This is a genomic window from Microbulbifer maximicatervae (SeqCode), from assembly GCF_052468295.1.
This window is the reverse complement of the sequence record NZ_CP174340.1, coordinates 3131079-3149243: the sequence shown is the minus strand read 5'-3', so window position 1 is coordinate 3149243 and position 18165 is coordinate 3131079. Positions and strand designations below refer to the sequence as shown.

General features: G+C 54.8%; 3 protein-coding genes. All 3 read left to right on the top strand.

The genetic code is table 11. From position 1 onward, the window contains the following. Positions 1-27 precede the first annotated feature (27 nt). Genes ACJJIQ_RS14205 through ACJJIQ_RS14195 form a run of 3 tightly spaced genes read left to right on the top strand, consistent with a single transcriptional unit; the run spans position 28 to position 18149 of the window. Complete coding sequence (locus ACJJIQ_RS14205) at positions 28-6861, top strand: non-ribosomal peptide synthetase (protein ID WP_445362257.1); 6834 nt, start codon at positions 28-30, stop codon at positions 6859-6861. Positions 6862-6864: 3 nt separating this feature from the next. After that, on the top strand, positions 6865-10281 hold the full coding sequence (locus ACJJIQ_RS14200; RefSeq protein WP_445362256.1) for a non-ribosomal peptide synthetase: 3417 nt from the start codon (positions 6865-6867) through the stop codon (positions 10279-10281). Further along, a complete protein-coding gene (locus ACJJIQ_RS14195) occupies positions 10278-18149 on the top strand; it encodes a non-ribosomal peptide synthetase (protein ID WP_445362255.1) in 7872 nt (2623 codons plus the stop codon). Before ACJJIQ_RS14200 ends, ACJJIQ_RS14195 begins: the two co-directional genes overlap by 4 nt. The last annotated feature ends 16 nt before the right edge of the window (positions 18150-18165 follow it).

The following is an 18165-nucleotide window of genomic DNA, read 5'->3' as shown; positions in this document are numbered from 1 at the left end:
TTCAGGTCATTTGGAATAAGAACAATTGTGAATCAAAGATATCCCCTTTCTCCCGTACAGCAACAGGTTTGGGACAACCGCCTGCTGCTGCAAGCCGATGAAACCGACGTTTTCGAATTGGCTGTCTCAGTACTGTCCACTGCCCTGGATCTGGTTGCGGCATTAGAGCAGGTGTGCCGCTCCCAGGAAATTTTTCACACCCGGTTTGCCGTGCAGCCGGGGGCACAGGCCTGCCAGTATGTCAGTGAGCAGAGCAATGCCGACATTAAGCTCTGCACCGATGAAGATGAATTTGCCAGGGTCAAAGCCGATTTTCAGAACTGGTGCCTGGACTATGAGCAAGGCCCCCTGGTGCGGCTTTGTCTTTGGCAAAAGGCTGCGGGCCATTTCAGTGTTGTGATTGCCGCAAGCCCCTTATTGCTCGATGCGGGCAGTATTAAAGCCTGGTTTTTGGCGGCGCTGCAAACCCCTTCGGTAGACGGTGCAGAAGATGAACTGGCCTATCTTGATGTCAGCGACTGGTTACACGAAGAAACCGAACATGAAAATAGTTTTTGGCAATCTCATGTGCTGATTAAGGCTCACTCTCAAGGGAACGCAATCACAGAATCGGCTTGGGTCAGCCAAGAATTACTCCGTTCGGAGTCGCAGCAGCTCAGTGAGCTTGCCAGACAACAGCAGCTGTCGGTGCAGGAGTGGATTTTGCTGCGCTGGTCCGCTTTTCTTGCCAGCCAGCTGGGACAAGGGGAGCTGGCTTTAGGTTACTATAGCGATGGCCGTCAGCAAGATGAGCTGAGCGATGTGATCGGCCCGCTAGCGCGGTTTTTACCTCTTAACCTGGATATATCAGATGCGGCCCTGGCGCGGGGCATAAGCGGCATTTGCAAGCAAGCCGTCGCCCACCAAGAGACGCTTTCAGCCATCCCAGACTATAAAGCCCAGGCAAGACATGGTATTGCCTTTAGCGGCGAGTATCTTCACCGTAGTGAGCAATTGTCGCTGCAGCTGATTAAACAGCCGGGAGCTACGTGCGGTAACCTGGATTTGCTACAGGTACAGATGTCGGATTCTGGTGCTGAGCAGCTTAACTGGCGTCTGCCGCTTGCCGACGGCAATGAAGAGGCCGCCGAGCAGCTACTGGCAGAATTTATCCGGGACTGGCTGCTTGAGCCGGGCAAAAATTATCATGCCCGTGAAGAAATGCTGGCAGATGCGATTTTGGGGGGCTGTTTGCAAGTTTCCCATGGCCGCGAGCAAGGGGAAGCTTCAGCAAATACATGCTGGCAGCTGACCTCTTCAACGTTAACGGCTTTGGATACGCTTTGTCAGCAACAGCAGCTGCCGGTGGAAGATGTTATTTCAGCCGCCTATGCCTGCGTGCTGGTGGCACTACAACGGCAAGATCAGGTTGCTTTCGCCCGTCACCGGGGACAGGTCGTGCCGTCTTCCCCTCGTAGCGTCAGCTGCATAGATGCTGAAATGCTTCAGGCCCGGTTTGAACCGGCAATGAGCTTACAAGAGCTTTATCTGGCCCGGGGTATCGAATGTTTTACCCCCGGGGCTGGCAACTGGCAGTCGCTTGTTGATCACAAGCGGGTAAATACCGCCCTATTGTTTAATGACAACGGCAATAGCCAAGTGATGGCCCATTTATCCCCTTACCGGGCAGAATACGAATTACTGCTGGCCTATCAGGGGCAGGGGCAGTTTACGCTTTTTACTGATCAGGCAGTTTTTGCTAGACATCTGCCAGCGGCAATCGGCCAGGCGTTAGTGGCGGTTATCGAGCAGTTTATTGGTCAGCCCGAGTGCACCTATGGGCAGCTGGCATTTACCGCAGATGCCGGGCATAGCGAGCCGCTACCTTCGGCTGGGGCTCCTGCCAACCTGATTGCCTGGTTTAAAAAGCAGGTGGCCGCCAGTGCTGGCGATCAGGTGGCGGTGCAAGATGCCGCTGCCACCCTCACATATCGCCAGCTGGATGAGCAGTCGGACAGGCTTGCCGGGCTGTTGCAGCGCCGGGGCGCGAAAGCCGGGATGCCGGTAGGTATTATGCTGGAAAAAGGCATCCCCCAGGTGGTGGCTATGCTGGCGGTATTAAAAACCGGCGCCTGTTACGTACCTTTGGACAGTGCCAATCCGGCTTCCAGAAATCAATATATTATCGACGACAGCCAGATGCAGCTCTGTATTGCCGCCTCAGAAGAAGTGCTGTCGGGATTTGCGGTGCAAGCTCTGGTGTATAGCGATGACCTACCTGAAGCCGGTCCGTTTGCAGCAGATGACATCTCGCCAGAAGATCTGACCTATGTGATCTATACCTCAGGAACCACAGGACAGCCCAAAGGGGTCAAGGTACGCCATAAAAATGTCGTATCCTTGTTCGCTACCTTGCCGGACGAGATACAACCCCAACAGCAAGACAGCTGGCTGCTGCTGCACTCTTTTGCCTTTGACTTCTCTGTATGGGAAATTTGGGGAGCCCTACTGTTCGGCGGCCGTGTTTATATTCCCGAGACTGAAAGCATCAGAGATCTGAGATTACTGGCAAAAGTCATTGCCGAGCAGCAGATCACTATTTTAAACCAAACTCCTTCGGCATTTTATCCGTTGATCGGACATTTGCTGGCGCAACCGTCAAGCTCGCTGAGAACAGTTATCTTTGGCGGTGAAAAACTGGAATTGCCTAGATTACAGCCTTGGTATGCGGCGGGCAATGAGCAGGTACAGCTCATTAATATGTACGGAATCACGGAAGTGACGGTGCATGCCAGCTATTACCCTGTGTTGTCTGAGGATGTCGCCCGGCACCAGAGCATCATAGGCCATCCGCTGCCGGATATGGCCATCTTCAATTGCGACCACTTGGGGCGGCAATTGCCTCCGGCATTTTGCGGGGAGTTATGGCTCAGCGGCCATGGCCTGGCCGATGGCTATCTGGGCAAACCAGAACTCAGCGATGAAAAGTTTGTCATTCGGGGCCAGACGCGCCATTACCGCAGCGGCGATTTAGGCTATCGCAATGAAGACGGTTTGTGGGTATATACCGGGCGTTTGGATGAGCAGGTTCAGATCCGCGGCTATCGCATTGAGCTAGGCGAGATCCGCTACGCCCTGGAGCAGCAAGCGCAGGTGATACAGGCTGAAATCACCACGCAGGCAAGCGCCAGCGGCGATGATATTCTGGTTGCTTTGATCCGCGCCGCTCAGGTGCTGGACGAAGAAAGCTTAAAGGCAGCACTGGCGGGGCAGTTGCCTGCCTATATGCTGCCTAACCGTATCCTGCAGGTAGAGGAGTTTCCCCGCACTGCCAACGGTAAACTGGATCTGGCCAAGGCGTTGCAGCTGGCGAAAAACGAAACTGATCCAAGTTGTGCCATGACAGCCGAGGAGGGGCAAATATCGGCTATTTGGCAGCATGTACTCGGGGTTGACTCGGTATCGGCACAGGATAACTTTTTTGCATTGGGAGGGCACTCGCTTCTTGCCACGGAGGTGGTGCTGAAAGTCGGCAAAGCTTTTGGTGTCGATATGCCTCTGGTGGCGCTGCTGGAATCGCCAACCGTTGCAGGCATGGCCGAATATATTGCCCAGCACCAGCACCAGCACCAGCACCAGCACCAGCACCAGCACCAGCACCAGCACCAGCACCAGCACCAGAGTGCCAGTCATGAACAAGTGTTTGTATCAGAACCGCAGGCCGCACACCAGCCATTCCCGCTAACCGATATCCAGCATGCCTACCGTTTCGGCAGCGAAGACAATATGGAAATGGGGCAGGTACTGTCGAGTAACTACCGTGAAATCGATTGGCACGATTTGGATCTTGATGCCTTTAGCAGCGCCCTGAACCGGCTGATCACCCGCCATGACATGTTGCGTGTGGTGGTGCTCGCCGGTGATCAACAGCAGATACTGGCCGAGGTACCGGCATTTGATATCGACTTGCTCGATGTCAAATGCCTGAGCGAACAGGACAGGGCGGCGCAGTTAAGCCGCCGCCGCGAGCTGATACTGGCAAAACAGCTAAACAGCTCCACCTGGCCTTTATTCGATGTCAAAGTTACCCGATTGTCCGACAGTGACTACCGGCTTCATTTGATCATGAATTCCCTGATTGTCGATGCTTGGAGCGAACTGATCTTATCACGCGAATTTATCCGTTTCTATGAAGAGCCCCAGGTGCAACTGCCGGCATTGTCGCTGACATTCAGGGACTATGTCCTGCATCAGCAGGCGATGAAGCAGAGCCCGTCCTATCTGAAAAGCAAAGATTACTGGCTGCAGCGCCTTGCCGATTTTCCGCTGCGCCCGGCCCTGCCTCTGGTTAAACAGCCGGAGCAGCTGTCAGAGGTAACGTTTGTCAGCCGCAAGAAAAAAATCGATCGCCAGGCATGGCAAATGCTTAAAGACAGGGCGGCGCAATACCAGGTATCGCCCACCGGGTTGCTGCTGGCCTGTTACAGCAAGGTTTTAAGCTTATGGAGCGAAGAAGCGCGCTTTGTCATCAACCTGACCTTATTTAACCGTGCCCCCGTACACCAGCAGGTGATGGATATAGTGGGGGACTTTACTACGGTAAATCTGTTGGCGGTGGAGCATGCCGGGGCGGATCTGGCAACCTTGATGCAGGAGCTGCAAAAGCGTCTCTGGCAGGATCTCGACCATAAAGATTTTAACGGCATCGAGGTGGTGCGCGCCCTGGCCAGCCAAAAAGGTAGTTTCCAGGATGCCCTGATGCCGGTGGTCTTCACCAGTACCCTGGGGATGGAAGGCCAGGCAAGTCAGGAGCTTGAAGAGCACTTTTCTGTCGCCAGAACGGCGCAGGTCTGGCTCGACCATGCCGTGGCCGAATCGGACGGCGAGCTGTACCTGACCTGGAGCAGCGTCGACGACCTGTTCCCGGAAAACTTGATGGCGGATATGTTCAACTGTTATTACGACATGCTGATATTTATGGCCGACGGCAGTGATTTCGGGCTTTTGCCGCAGGACAAATTGTTGCCAACGGCGCAACTGCAAAGCCGGCAGGCGACCAATGATACGGCTTTATCCTTGCCGAGCGGGCTATTACATCAGGGCATAGTCGAACGTGCGCTGAGCCATCCTGAAAAGGTGGCTGTGGTACAGGGGCAGACAAGCTTAACCTATGGCGAGTTGCTGCAATATGCCCGGCTGCTGGCTGAGCAGCTGCAGCAGCAGGCGCTGCCAAAAGGCGAGCTTGTGGGTGTGGTGATGCGCAAGAGCTGGCAGCAGGTAGTGGCCGTGCTGGCGGTGCAGCTTGCCGGAGGGGCCTATTTGCCCGTGGATGCCAATTTGCCCCAGCAACGCTGCGAGCAACTTTTACAGGAAGGGCTGGCAAGCCACATTATCGTCGAGGAGGCAATTGCCGGACTGGATAACTACAATCAGCTGTCCCTTTCCGGCTGTGACTTGCAGCGCAGCGAAGCGCCTGTACTTAAAGATCCACAGCTAACTGTTGACGATCTAGCCTATGTGATTTTCACCTCAGGTTCGACCGGAAAACCTAAGGGGGTTGTGATCACCCATGGCGCGGCGCGCAATACCATAGAAGATATCAATCAGCGCTTCCAGGTGACCTGTGAAGATGCTGTGCTCGGGCTTTCCGCCTTAAGCTTTGACCTGTCGGTGTACGATATTTTTGGCGTCCTGGCGGCCGGCGGCAAGCTGGTTTTACCGAGGGATGATGAAAACCGCGATCCGGGCCGCTGGCTGCATTATATCGAGCAGCACCAGGTGACTATCTGGAACAGCGTACCGGCCCTGATGCAGATGCTGGTGGAATACAGCAGCGGCCACCATTTTCCCGAAAGCCTGCGTTTAAGCATGCTGAGCGGTGACTGGATCAATGTCGCCATGGCCGCTACCTTGCGGGACTTGTGTCCCGAGATGCAACTCATCAGCCTGGGCGGTGCAACCGAAGCGTCGATCTGGTCGATCTTCTACCCCATAGAGGTGGTAGATCCGGCCTGGAGCAGCATCCCCTATGGTAAGCCTTTGGCCAACCAGGGCTACCTGGTACTGAACGAAAACATGGATTTTTGTCCTGACTGGGTAAAAGGGGATCTCTATATTACTGGCGAGGGGCTTGCCCGGGGCTACTGGCAGGACAGGCAAAAAACCGAATATCACTTTATCGATTCACCACGCTACGACCAAAAGTTATATAAAACCGGCGACAAGGGACGCTATTTGCCCGACGGAAATATTCAATTCCTAGGCCGGGAAGATAACCAGGTGAAGATCCGTGGATACCGCATCGAACTGGAAGAAATCGAATATTACTTGCTGCAGTACCCCGGGATCAGTGCGGCGAAAGTGGTGGTGATTGAAGATGTAAAACGGCGCAAGCACCTTGCAGCCTATGTTACCTCGGGCGAACAACTAGATAGCAGCCAAGTGCAGCAAGTGCTGGCGGCCAGCTTGCCCGAATATATGGTGCCTGCGTTTTGGCAGGTGTTGGACTCTCTACCCTTAGGACGCAACGGCAAAGTAGATCTGGCGGCTTTGCCTGTCATTGAATTCGGGGCGGAAACCTCCCCGGAGCACCAGCTTGCCGCCGACCCCCTTGTCCGCAGCGTGCAGCAGATTTGCTGCGGGCTGCTCGAACTCGACAGCTTAGAGCCTGAAGATAACCTGATTATGCAAGGGGCGGATTCGATCATGGTCACTAAGCTTTTGGTTCAGCTCAAGCAAACCTTTGAGGTGGACCTGCCCATAGCCTCGTTATTTGCCAATCCCACCGTCAGCGCGATCGTGACGCTTATCAAAGCGACAACAATACAACAACAGTCACAAGAGACTAAAGAGACTGAAGAAACTGAAGTCATGGAGTTTTAATTAATGCGTAACAATATTTCCCAATTGATTCTGCAACTGCAGGAAGCGGGCATTCGCCTTGAAGCCAAAAATGGCAAGCTGAGTGTTTCGGCGGGTAAGGGCGTTTTAACGGCAGAGCGTCAGGCATTGATCAAAGAAAACAAAGATGCATTACTCCAGTGGCTGAACCAGTTTGACTCCCAGGGCGACAGCGGCCTATGCGCTTCAGCCGCTCACCCGGTTGAGCTGTCCTACGGCCAGGCCCGATTCTGGTTTATGGAGCAAATCGAAGATTCCCTCAGCGCCTACCATATCGTCAGTGCACTGGAATTAGAGGGCAAGCTCGATGTCGGCGCCGCCAACCGGGCGCTGAAACAGATTATTGCCCGTCATGAAAGTTTAAGAACCGTATTTGCCAGCGAGCAGGGTAAGCCGGTGGCCAGTCTGTTGCCTGAGGTCGATTTTGCTATCGACGAGCATGATCTGAGCGCCAGCGCGGATATCGATGCCCAGGTCGACAAGCTGGTGCAGCAGGCCTACCATCACCAGTTCGATTTGACCCGACCGCCGTTAATGGCGGTAAAACTGTTAAAGCTGGCGGATGAGCGCCATGTGCTGGTCTTTACCTTACACCATATAGTGGCAGATGCCTGGTCAATGGCCAATTTAAACCAGGAATTTACCCGCTATTACCAGGCCGAGCTGCAGCAGGCGGCGGCGGATATCGCGCCTTTGGCGCTGCAATACCGGGATTTTGTCGCCTGGCAAAAAAACACGGTTTCTGAGCATAAACTGGCGCAGCAATTTGACTACTGGCAAAGCGAGCTGCAGGATTTGGCCCCGATACTGCCGCTGCCGAGAAAACAAAATTACGGCAAGGTTATGAGCTACGATGGGGATAAAGTCAAAATCTCCCTGCCCGAGCAGCTGACCTCCGAGTTATCCTGGGTCGCCAAATCTCAGGGGGTTACCCTGAACAACCTGATGCTGGCGGCATTTTCCTGGTTGCTGCACCGTTATTCCGGCCAGCAGGATATCGCTATCGGCTCTGCCGTTTCTCTGCGTCATGATCAGCGCCTGAATCCCCTGATAGGCCTGTTTTTAAATTACCTGGTCATGCGCAACCAGGTTGATCCGGGGCTGACCTTCGGCCAGCTGATCCAAGGGGTACAGCAAAAGTCGCTGCAGGCGTTTGCCAATCAGGATCTGCCGTTCGAGCAACTGGTGGATAAATTAGATCTGGAAAGAAGCCTGAGTCACCAGCCGCTGACGCAAATCAACTTCTCTTATATGAACACCTTAACCGGAGAAGTGGCCCTGCCGGATCTCAAGGTAACGCCGTTTGCCTCGGACAAAGACCAGGCCATGTATGAACTCTCCCTCAGCGTGCGGGAAGAGGCGAATACACTGGCGTGCGAGCTGGAATTTAATACCCGCTTTTACGACAAGGCGCAGATCTCCGCCATGTTGGGCGATTTCAGCAAAATGCTGGCGTGGGCCGCCGGACATGACGATTTGCCTCTGTTCCATTATCTGCCCCAGGTCGGTGGTGATTATGAGGAATATGTCGGGCAAGACGCCAGTCTGCACGCGATTGTCGAGCAGCAGGCGCGCCTGATCCCGGATGAGCCCGCGGTGTCTTTAAGCTTTGATAGCCTCAGCTACCGCGAACTGAACGAACAGGCCAATATCCTGGCCCACGATTTACTGGCGCGGGGAGTAAAACCCGGGCAGCGCATCGCCATTGCCATGCCCAAAGACCTGCCTTTGCCGGTTGCCATCCTCGCCGTGCTGAAAACTGGCGCCACCTATGTGCCGCTGGACATGGAATATCCGCACCAGCGCCTGGTGGATATGCTGGAAACCAGCCGCTGCGGCCTTATCCTGGTAAGCGGCAGCACCTCGCTGCCTCCAGAGCTAAATGCTTATGCCGAAACCCTGGATGTGACGCAGGTGTTGAAAAATAAGCAGGCATATCCCACCAGCAATCCAGAGGTTGCCTGCTCCCCCGAAACCCCGGCCTATATTGTTTTTACCTCCGGATCTACCGGTAAGCCCAAGGCAGTACTTATGCCCCACAGGGCTATGGTACACCTGGTGGAGTGGAGCTCAGAGCGGGTGCAAATCGAGCGGCGCATGCTGCAGTTTGCCAGCATCAGCTTTGATATTCACTGCCAGGAAATGTTTATGACCTGGTACCAGGGCAAGCATCTGTTTTTGATTGAAGGGGAATTGACCAAGGTTATTATCGAGACCATCTCCTATATAGGTGAACACTCCATAGATACGGTAATTCTGCCCGCCGCCGTGATGCGGGCATTAAGTGATCAGTTTGATCTGCGTTCAGACTGGTTCCTGGTGCTCAGAAACCTGATTTCCACTGCGGAAGCGATCCAATTTACCCTGTCGTTACAGCATATGCTTGCCAACCTGCCTGACTGCCGCTTGCACGATTTTTACGGGCCGTCAGAAACCCATGTGGCCCTGATCAAGTCCTACCCGCAAAACCTGCAGGACTGGCAACAGCAGCTGTCTATCGGCCGGGGCAATAAACATATCGGCTGCCGTATCCTGGACAAGGCCCTGACGCCTGTGCCCGATGGCGTGACCGGCGAGTTGTATCTTTCGGGGGCCTGCCTGGCCAGCGGTTATCTAGACAACGGCGCGGCAACGGCGGAAAAATTTATTCCGGATCCGTTCAGCCAGGTGCCCGGGGTACGCATGTACCGCACCGGCGATTTGGTCAGGCGCCTGCCAAACGGCGAGATCAAGTATATCGAGCGCGCGGACTTTATGATCAAGCTCAGGGGCTACAGGATCGAGCCGGGAGAAATTGAGAATCAGTTATGCAGCAGCACGCACGTCAAGCAGGCTTATGTGACCAAGCAGCAACTTACCCATAGCGAACAGTTGATCGCTTATGTGGTACCTACGCTGTTCCCGTTTGATACCCAGGCCGCCAAAGAGCATCTGCGCAATGTTTTGCCGGTCTATATGATCCCCAGCCAGATTATTGCGGTGGAAGCCCTGCCGCTGACCGCAAACGGTAAGGTGGATCAGGCGGCCTTGGCGCAACTGCCCCAGGTTGAACAGGCCGAGGTTGAAGTCAGCGATAAACCTGAAAACAGCGCCGAACAGGTACTGCAGCAGTTATGGCAGGAGTTGCTGGAAACCCCGGCCATAGGCGTCAACGATGACTTTTTCTCCATCGGCGGCCATTCGCTGCTGGCGATCCAGCTGGTCAATATCATCAATGACAACCTCGGCTTGTCGTTGTCGCTGCAGGCCATATTCGAGTATGCCACTATCAGGGAGCTGACCTACCACCTGGGCGAACTGCTGGGAGGCCAGGAAAATATTGAAACCGTTTGCGAGCAGTACCTGGCGTTGTCGCAAATGAGTGAAGAGGAGCTGTCAGAATTTTCGCAGGCGTTATCATGATGAATAGCAAATCCAATCTCTTAGATCAGAAACGCCGTGCCCTGCTGCAAAAGCTGACCCAGCAAAAAGGCATCACCCTGGGGGCGCAGAGCGAAATCGTCAAGCGCACCCAAGATCAGGATATCCCGCTGAGTTTTGCCCAGCAGAGATTGTGGTTCCTGGCCCAGCTCAACCCGCAAGGGACAGAGTACAACCTGCATATGGCGGTGAAGATGAAAGGCGAGTTTTGCCACAGATCTTTCGAGTCCGCCTGGCAGGAGCTGATTGAGCAAAATCCCGTGCTGCGGGTGGTGATGAAAGAGCGTGACGGTATTCCGTACCAGCAGGTCAAACAACTTGAAGAGTTGCCGCTGCAGTTCCACGATCTGGCGGATTTATCGGCAGAGCGCCGGGAATCCGAGCTGGAGCGTTTAAGGTTATTGGGGCCGGGTACGCCTTTTGATTTGGGCAGGGCCCCCTTATTCCGTATCCGTTTGATTAAACTGGCGGATACCCAGCATGTGTTCACCCTGACCATCCACCATATCATTACCGACGGCCAGTCTTTGGATCTGCTGGTAAACCAGTTCAGCCATTTTTATCTGGCACATGCTGAGCAGCAGGAGCAGAAGGTAGATGCTCCTAAAGTTGATTACCTGGATTTTTGTTTCTGGCAGCGGGGCGAAGCCTTTGCCAAAAAGCTCGATGTGCTGGATAAATACTGGCTTGAGCGACTTGCCAATCTAGCGCCGCTAAACACTATTCCCGGCGACTTTGTCCGCCCGGCAGTGAGGCAGGGGCAGGGCAAGCATTACCGTATCGAACTGGATGCAGACCTGACTTGCAAATTGCGCGACCTGGCTAAACGAAATGAAACGACCATGTTTATTTTGATGCAGGCCGCTTGGTCGTCCCTGTTAAGCCTTTATACCCGGAACGACGATATCGTGCTCGGCAGTCCGGTGTCCGGACGCACACGCGGCGAATTTGACGGTGTCCCGGGATTTTTTGCCAATACCCTGGTTTTTCGCCACAGAATTTGTCCCGAGGACAGCTTTGCTGCGATACTGGTCCAGCATAAAAAGACCGTAGTGGCCGGGCTGCAGCACCAGGATATGCCGTTTGACCGTCTGGTGGATAAACTCGCCCTGCAGCGCGATTTAAGCTATACCCCCCTGTTTCAACTTTCGTTCGCCATGCAAAGGGGAGAATTGCTGGATCAGTCGCTTGGCAAGTTGCAGATCAGTGATTTTTCCAGCAAGGAAGCCGGCTCTCAGTTTGATTTGAGCCTACAGGTCAATGACGTTTCCCGTTACCTGGCGTGTGAATGGCAATACGATACCGCTCTGTTTAAACCGGAAACTATCATACGTTTAGGCCAGCTTTATGTCCGCTTGCTTAGCTGCGTGGCAGCGCAGCCGGACTGCGCCATAGGGAAGCTGTCGCTGTTAAATGAACAGCAGCGCCACGAGCTGCTTGCCGCTGTCCCGGCGCCAACGCCGCAAAATACGGCGCAGACTTGCCTGCATGAGTTATTTGAGGCGAGCGTTGCCCGGGATCCCGAGAAGCTTGCCGTGGTTTGCGGCGAAGAGTCCCTGAGCTACGAGCAGCTTAACCGCCGCGCCAACCAGCTGGCCCGTTATCTGCAAAACCAGGGGGTTAAACCGGATACTTTGGTGGGCCTGAGTGTCGAACGCTCGCTGACCATGGTGGTCGGGATTTTGGCGATCTTAAAAGCCGGCGGTGCTTATGTGCCGTTAGATCCGGGTTATCCGGCTTCGCGACTGGAATACATGATAGCAGACAGCGAGGTCGGCCTGGTGCTGACGCAGCAGTCGGTTCAGGCAAGCGTGTCTGCATTGCATGATAAAACCGTCTCTCTTGATGCCCCCGAGATGCAAGCCCTGCTGGCGGATCTGCCAGCGGAGAACCTTGCCGCAGCCGACTTGGGACTTAAGGCGGATCATCTTGCCTATGTTATTTATACCTCGGGCTCGACCGGCAAACCTAAAGGCGCTTTGGTCCAGCATGACAATGTCGTGCGCCTGATGACCACGGCCCGGGAGCATTTTGATTTCAGCGCTGCTGATACCTGGAGTTTGTTCCATTCCTATGCTTTTGATTTTTCCGTATGGGAATTATGGGGCGCTCTGGCCTTTGGCGGCTCCCTGGTGGTGGTGCCTTACCAGGTATCGCGCAGCCCGGCAGATTTCTACCGGTTGTTGAAGCAGCATAAAGTCAGCGTGTTAAACCAAACGCCAAGTGCGTTTTATCAGCTTGTCCAGGAAGACAGCCAGCAAGAAGGCGACGGCCTGGCCCTGCGCTATGTGATTTTCGGCGGGGAAGCTCTCAGCTTTGCCCAGCTTGCTCCCTGGGTCGAAAAACATGGCGATGCCGCCCCTGAGCTGATCAATATGTACGGCATTACCGAAACTACCGTACATGTGACCTACCGTAAAATTCTCCGGGAGGAAATCGAAGCCAGACAGGGCGCCAGTTTAATCGGCAAGCCGCTGTCTGACTTGGGGATAGTCCTGTTGAACGAAAGCGGCCAGCTGGTCCCCGACGGTCTGGTGGGGGAAATGTATGTCTGTGGCGGTGGTGTCTGTCGGGGATATTTGAACCTGCCGGAGCTGACCGCCGACCGTTTTGCCAAACTTGAGCACTTTGGCACAAGCCGCTTTTACCGTACCGGGGATCTGGCCCGCCGCCAGCCTGACGGTGAGTATGCCTATCTGGGGCGTGCCGATCAGCAGGTGAAGATCAAAGGATTCCGTATTGAGCTCGGTGAGGTAGAGCATGCGGTGCGCGGCTGTCACGGCGTGCAGGAGGCTGTTGTAACCGTCCGGGATAACCATGTGGGCGATAAATACCTGGTGGGCTATCTGGTAGCAGAGAGCGGCACCGGTGATTTATCGGGGGAAGCGGTGAAAGCCGAGCTTGCTGCTCGCTTGCCGGAATTTATGATCCCGTCTGCCTGGGTGATACTACAGGCCCTGCCTTTAACCGCAAACGGCAAGGTTGATTTCAAGGCTCTGCCAGCGCCGGATATGAATACCGCCCTGGCCGAATATGTTGCCCCGTCAACACCAAGCCAGAAGATTTTATGCGATATCTGGCAACAGTTGCTCGATGTCGATCAGGTGGGCATGCTCGATAACTTCTTCGCTCTGGGGGGAGATTCCATCTTATCCCTGCGCGCGGTATCCCTGGCGCAAAAAGCAGGGCTGAACCTGACGACCCAGGCGCTGTATCAGGCAGCCAATCTGGAAGAATTAAGCCATAAGCTTTCGGCTCAGCAGAAAGTGGTTGTAGATGAACTCCAGGCCCCTTTTGCCATGGTGTCGCCGCAGATACGGGCGAAGCTGCCGGAAAGCGTGACCGATGCCTATCCGGTCACCGCCTTGCAGCTTGGTATGGTGTTCCATAACCAGCTCAGCGGCAGCAAAGAAACCTACCACAATGTCTATGCGCTGCGCCTGGGGCTTGAGGCGGATATCGACCTGCTCAGGCAGGCGGTGGCCTGCGTGATCGCCGAACATGAAGTGCTGCGCACTGAATTTAACTTTGAATTGTCCGAGACCCCTTTGCAGCTGGTGCATGAGTCGGCGCAGGCGGAAATTTTCTGGGTTGATCTGACTCGGGATCCGGATGTTGATGCGACCATCGAGAAATGGCATGCAGAGGAAGGGCAAAATGCCGTTTCCTGGCAGCAGGCGCCCTTGTTCAAGCTGGTGTTGTTTAAGCTCTCGGAAGATGACTGTATGCTGGGTTACAGCGGCCACCATGCCATGCTTGACGGCTGGAGCCTCTATGAGATGCTCCAGCAGGTGGTGCTCAACTACCAGCAGCTGTTGCAGGGAAAAAACATTTCCAGCCGCCGGTTTATGCTGCGTTTTGCCGATTATGTTGCTGCAGAGCGTAAAGCCGCCGCTGATCCCGCACAGGGGGAGTTCTGGCGCAACTATCTTGCCGATGCCCCCTTTAGCCAGCTGCCCAGGGCCTTGTCCCGGGATAAAAATGCTCCGTACCATACGGTCCAGCTGCACCTGCAGCGCGAGTTGATGGCGCCGCTGATTGAACTTGCGCAAAAGCAGGGGGTGACCATGAAAACCATGCTATTTACCGCCCACTTATCGGTGATGGGTTTTGTCAGCGGCCAGGATGAAACCCTGACTGGTCTGGTGTGCAACGGCCGTATCGAGCATGAGGATGCCGCCCAGGTGCTGGGGTTATACTTAAACTCGATTCCATGGCGGCAGAGTTTTTCTGCGCAGGATAACTGGCTGACCTGTTTGGCCAAAGTAGCGGGCCAGGAAGCCGAGTTGCTGCCCTATAGCCGTTTTCCTCTGGCAGAGCTGGTAAAACACAACAATAAGCGCGAGCTGTTCGAAGTTTTGTTTAACTATATCAGTATGCCGGGTATTTGTGCCGAAGCGGGCACCAAGGACGCCTTAAATGCCTTCGGTACGGTGAATTATCCCTTGCTGTGTAATGCCGTGTTCGACCCCCTGAACCAGATGGCCACCATCAACTTAAGTTATGACGGCAGCGAGCTCAACGAAGAGCAAATCAGGCGTTATGCCGGTTATTATGAGCGGGCGCTGACGGCGATGCTTAAGGAATCGACAACGCAGGTTTCATGCTCAAGCCTGTTGGCGGAGCCGGAAAAACAGGGCCTGTATGAGGCGCACCACAGCCGGGCGGACTGGAATTACCAGGCGTGCCTGCATGAAGATGTATTCAAACTGGCCAGCGAATATGACAGCAAGACTGCCGTGATTTGCGGCGAACAGCAGCTGAGTTATGGCGCGCTGAAAAAGCGGGCCACGCAACTGGCGGCCCGGATCCAACAGGCGGGCATCGCGGCAAACCAGCTGGTGGCTATCGATTGCCGGGACGGCATAGCCCAGGTTATTGCCATGCTGGCCTCCAGTTTATCCGGGGCCGCGTATCTGCCGGTTGATCCGGATTGGCCGCTGGCGAGAAAACAAAAGGTGGTTGAGCTGGGCGAGGTCAAGCTGGTACTGTGCGACGATAGCGCCCAGTGCCGGCAATATACCGGCGCCCAACATCAGCTGCTGGATTTATCCGCCGAGGAGATCTGGCAACTTGACGCACCTGAGGTGCAAACCCTGGCAACACCGGAAGATCTTGCCTATGTGATTTTCACCTCGGGCTCTACCGGCGAACCTAAGGGGGTTATGTTAAAGCACTGCGCGGTGCAAAATACCCTTAATGATATGGTGGCCCGCTTTGGCCTGAGCGACAGCGATACCGTGCTGGGACTCTCATCCATTGCTTTTGACCTGTCGGTGTTTGATGTATTTGCCAGCCTGCAGCACGGCATGACCTTAGTGTTGCCGCAAGCCGGGCAGCGCCGTAATCCCGAGTATTGGGGCGATTTGGTGCAGCGTCACCGGGTAACTGTCTGGAACAGCGTCCCGGCGATTTTCCAGCTGTGGGTCGATTATGAAAAATCCGCCGACAATGTCGCTTCTTATCCCGGGCTGCGTCGCGCGTTTTTATCTGGCGACTGGCTGCCGCTGCATTTAGCGGCAGACGCCGAAAGTATTGCCGGTAATGTCGAGGTGCACAGTTTGGGAGGGGCGACCGAAGCGGCTATCTGGTCGATCACTTATCCGATCGCCGGGCTGGATCCCAGCTGGCACAGCATTCCCTACGGCAAGGCGATGGCCAACCAGGCCTTTTATGTTTTCAACCCCCAGCTGCAGCTTTGTCCGGTATGGACCGAAGGGGATCTCTATATCGGCGGCGTCGGTCTGGCTGAGGGCTACTGGCGCGATCAACAAAAGACGGCGGCGCAGTTTATCAAGCACCCGCAAACCGGCGAACGCCTCTACCGCACCGGCGACAGGGGACGTTTCCTGCCCGACGGCAATATTGAATTTTTAGGACGCAGTGATTTCCAGGTGCAGATTAACGGTTACCGGGTCGAACTGGGGGAGATTGAAAGCGAACTGAACAAGCAGGCAGGAGTTAAAAGCAGTCTGCTGGCGGTGCACCAGGATCAGCAGCAGCGTCCGCACCTGATTGCCTATGTTCTGGCCGATGAAACCGTACCGGCGGCAATAGACGGCTGGCAGAGCGCCTTGGCGCTTACCCTGCCCCACTATATGCTGCCGAAACAAATTCTGGTGGTAAGTCAATGGCCCCTGACCGACAACGGCAAGGTGGATCGCAAGGCGCTGCCTATGCCGGAGTTTCTGGAGCAGGAGCAGGAAAAGCAGCATATAGCACCGGCCAATGAGGTTGAGCAAAAGCTGTACGCCATTTTACAGCGCCTGCTCGGCATTAAGGCTCTGTGTGTGACGGACAATGTCTTTATGCTGGGCATGGATTCGATTGTCGCTATCCAGCTGGTGGCCCAGGCAAAACGCGAAGGTCTGGCCCTGACTATCCAGCAGGTGTATCAGTTCACTTCTGTCCGCCAGTTAGCCCAGGTTGCCGGCACAATGCAGCACAGGGAAGCGGCGCAAAACTTTACCAGCGCCTCCCTGTTGCCGGTTCAGCACTGGTTTTTACAGCGCTTTGGCGACAGCGCCCATCATTTCAATCAGGCGTTTGCCTTTAGTTGTGAGCCGTTGGATATCCAGGCGCTGGAAACATCTGTGACTGCTTTGCTGCAGGCTCATCCTATGCTGTCTGCCTGTTTAAGAGACAAGCAGATTGCGGTGGATAAAATCGCCGAAGTCGGTGAGGTTGTTCAGTATCACCGCCTGTCGCAGGAGCAAAGCATGGCGGAGCTGGTGGAGTCTGTTGCCCATACCTTGCAGCGCGGTTTTAATTTGCAGTCAAGCCCGTTGATTAAAATTGCCTACCTTGAGGGAGGGGGAGAGTACAGACTGCTGCTGGTCTGCCACCACCTGATTATCGACGGGGTTTCCTGGCGGATCCTGCTGGCGGATCTGGAGTTTGCTTATCAGGTGGCGCAGACAGAAAAAGCTGTTGAGATACCGCCGGCGGAAACCAGTTTTGCCCAGTGGAGCGATTTTGTCCGTCAGTCCCCGGCGGCATTAGCTGAGCAGGAGAACACACAATTCTGGCTTGGGCAACATACAGCCACCGGCCTGCTTGCCCCTGAAAACGAGCAAAGCTTTGATTGTCGAGACAATACCTACGGCAACAGCCGCCTGGCAAGCCGCACCCTGACTGCAGAGTTAACCGGGCGTTTGCTCGGGCAAGCGAACGAAAAGTTCAATACCGATATCCAGGACTTGCTGGTATCGGGTCTGGCCCTGGCCTTGTCGCGGGTCAGTGGACAAACTGCTTATAGCATCATGATGGAAAGCTACGGACGCGATAACAGCGATCTCGATACCAGCCGTACCATAGGCTGGTTTACCGAATTGTATCCGGTCAGGCTGGATGTCGATGCCGGGGAGCTTGCTAATACCCTGATAGCCACCAAAGAAAATCTGCGCAAATGCGGCAGCATGAGCCGCAGCTACGGTCAGGTGAAATACCTGAGCGGAGAAGAACAGGCGGCATCATTGCAGGCAAGCGCCGAGCCTCAGTTAATGTTCAACTATCTGGGGCAGCTGGATAAAGTGATAGACGAAACCAGTGTTTTCCAGGCGGCGCCAGAGTCGCTCGGCGCCGATTGCGATGAATCCCTGCAGCGGCCGAACCTGCTGGAAGTCACCGCCATGGTGATAGAGCAAAAAGTGCAGCTGAGCTGCCGCTATAACCCGGTATGTCACCCGGCTGAGCTGATCCAAGGCCTGCTTGATCATTATCAGCAGGTACTGGGGCAGCTGGTAGACATGTGTTTGTCTCAGCAGCGTCATTTTACCCCTTCAGACGTGCCTGAAGCCGGCATGGAGCTCGAGGAAATCAATGATTTCCTGGGCGAGCTGTTTGACTAGGTAGCAAGTAGAAAAA

Bases quoted from the DNA above. Each gene is read 5' to 3' on its own strand.
- ACJJIQ_RS14200 (WP_445362256.1), top strand. From the start codon at position 6,865: ATGCGTAACAATATTTCCCAATTGATTCTGCAACTGCAGGAAGCGGGC.
- ACJJIQ_RS14195 (WP_445362255.1), top strand. From the start codon at position 10,278: ATGATGAATAGCAAATCCAATCTCTTAGATCAGAAACGCCGTGCCCTG.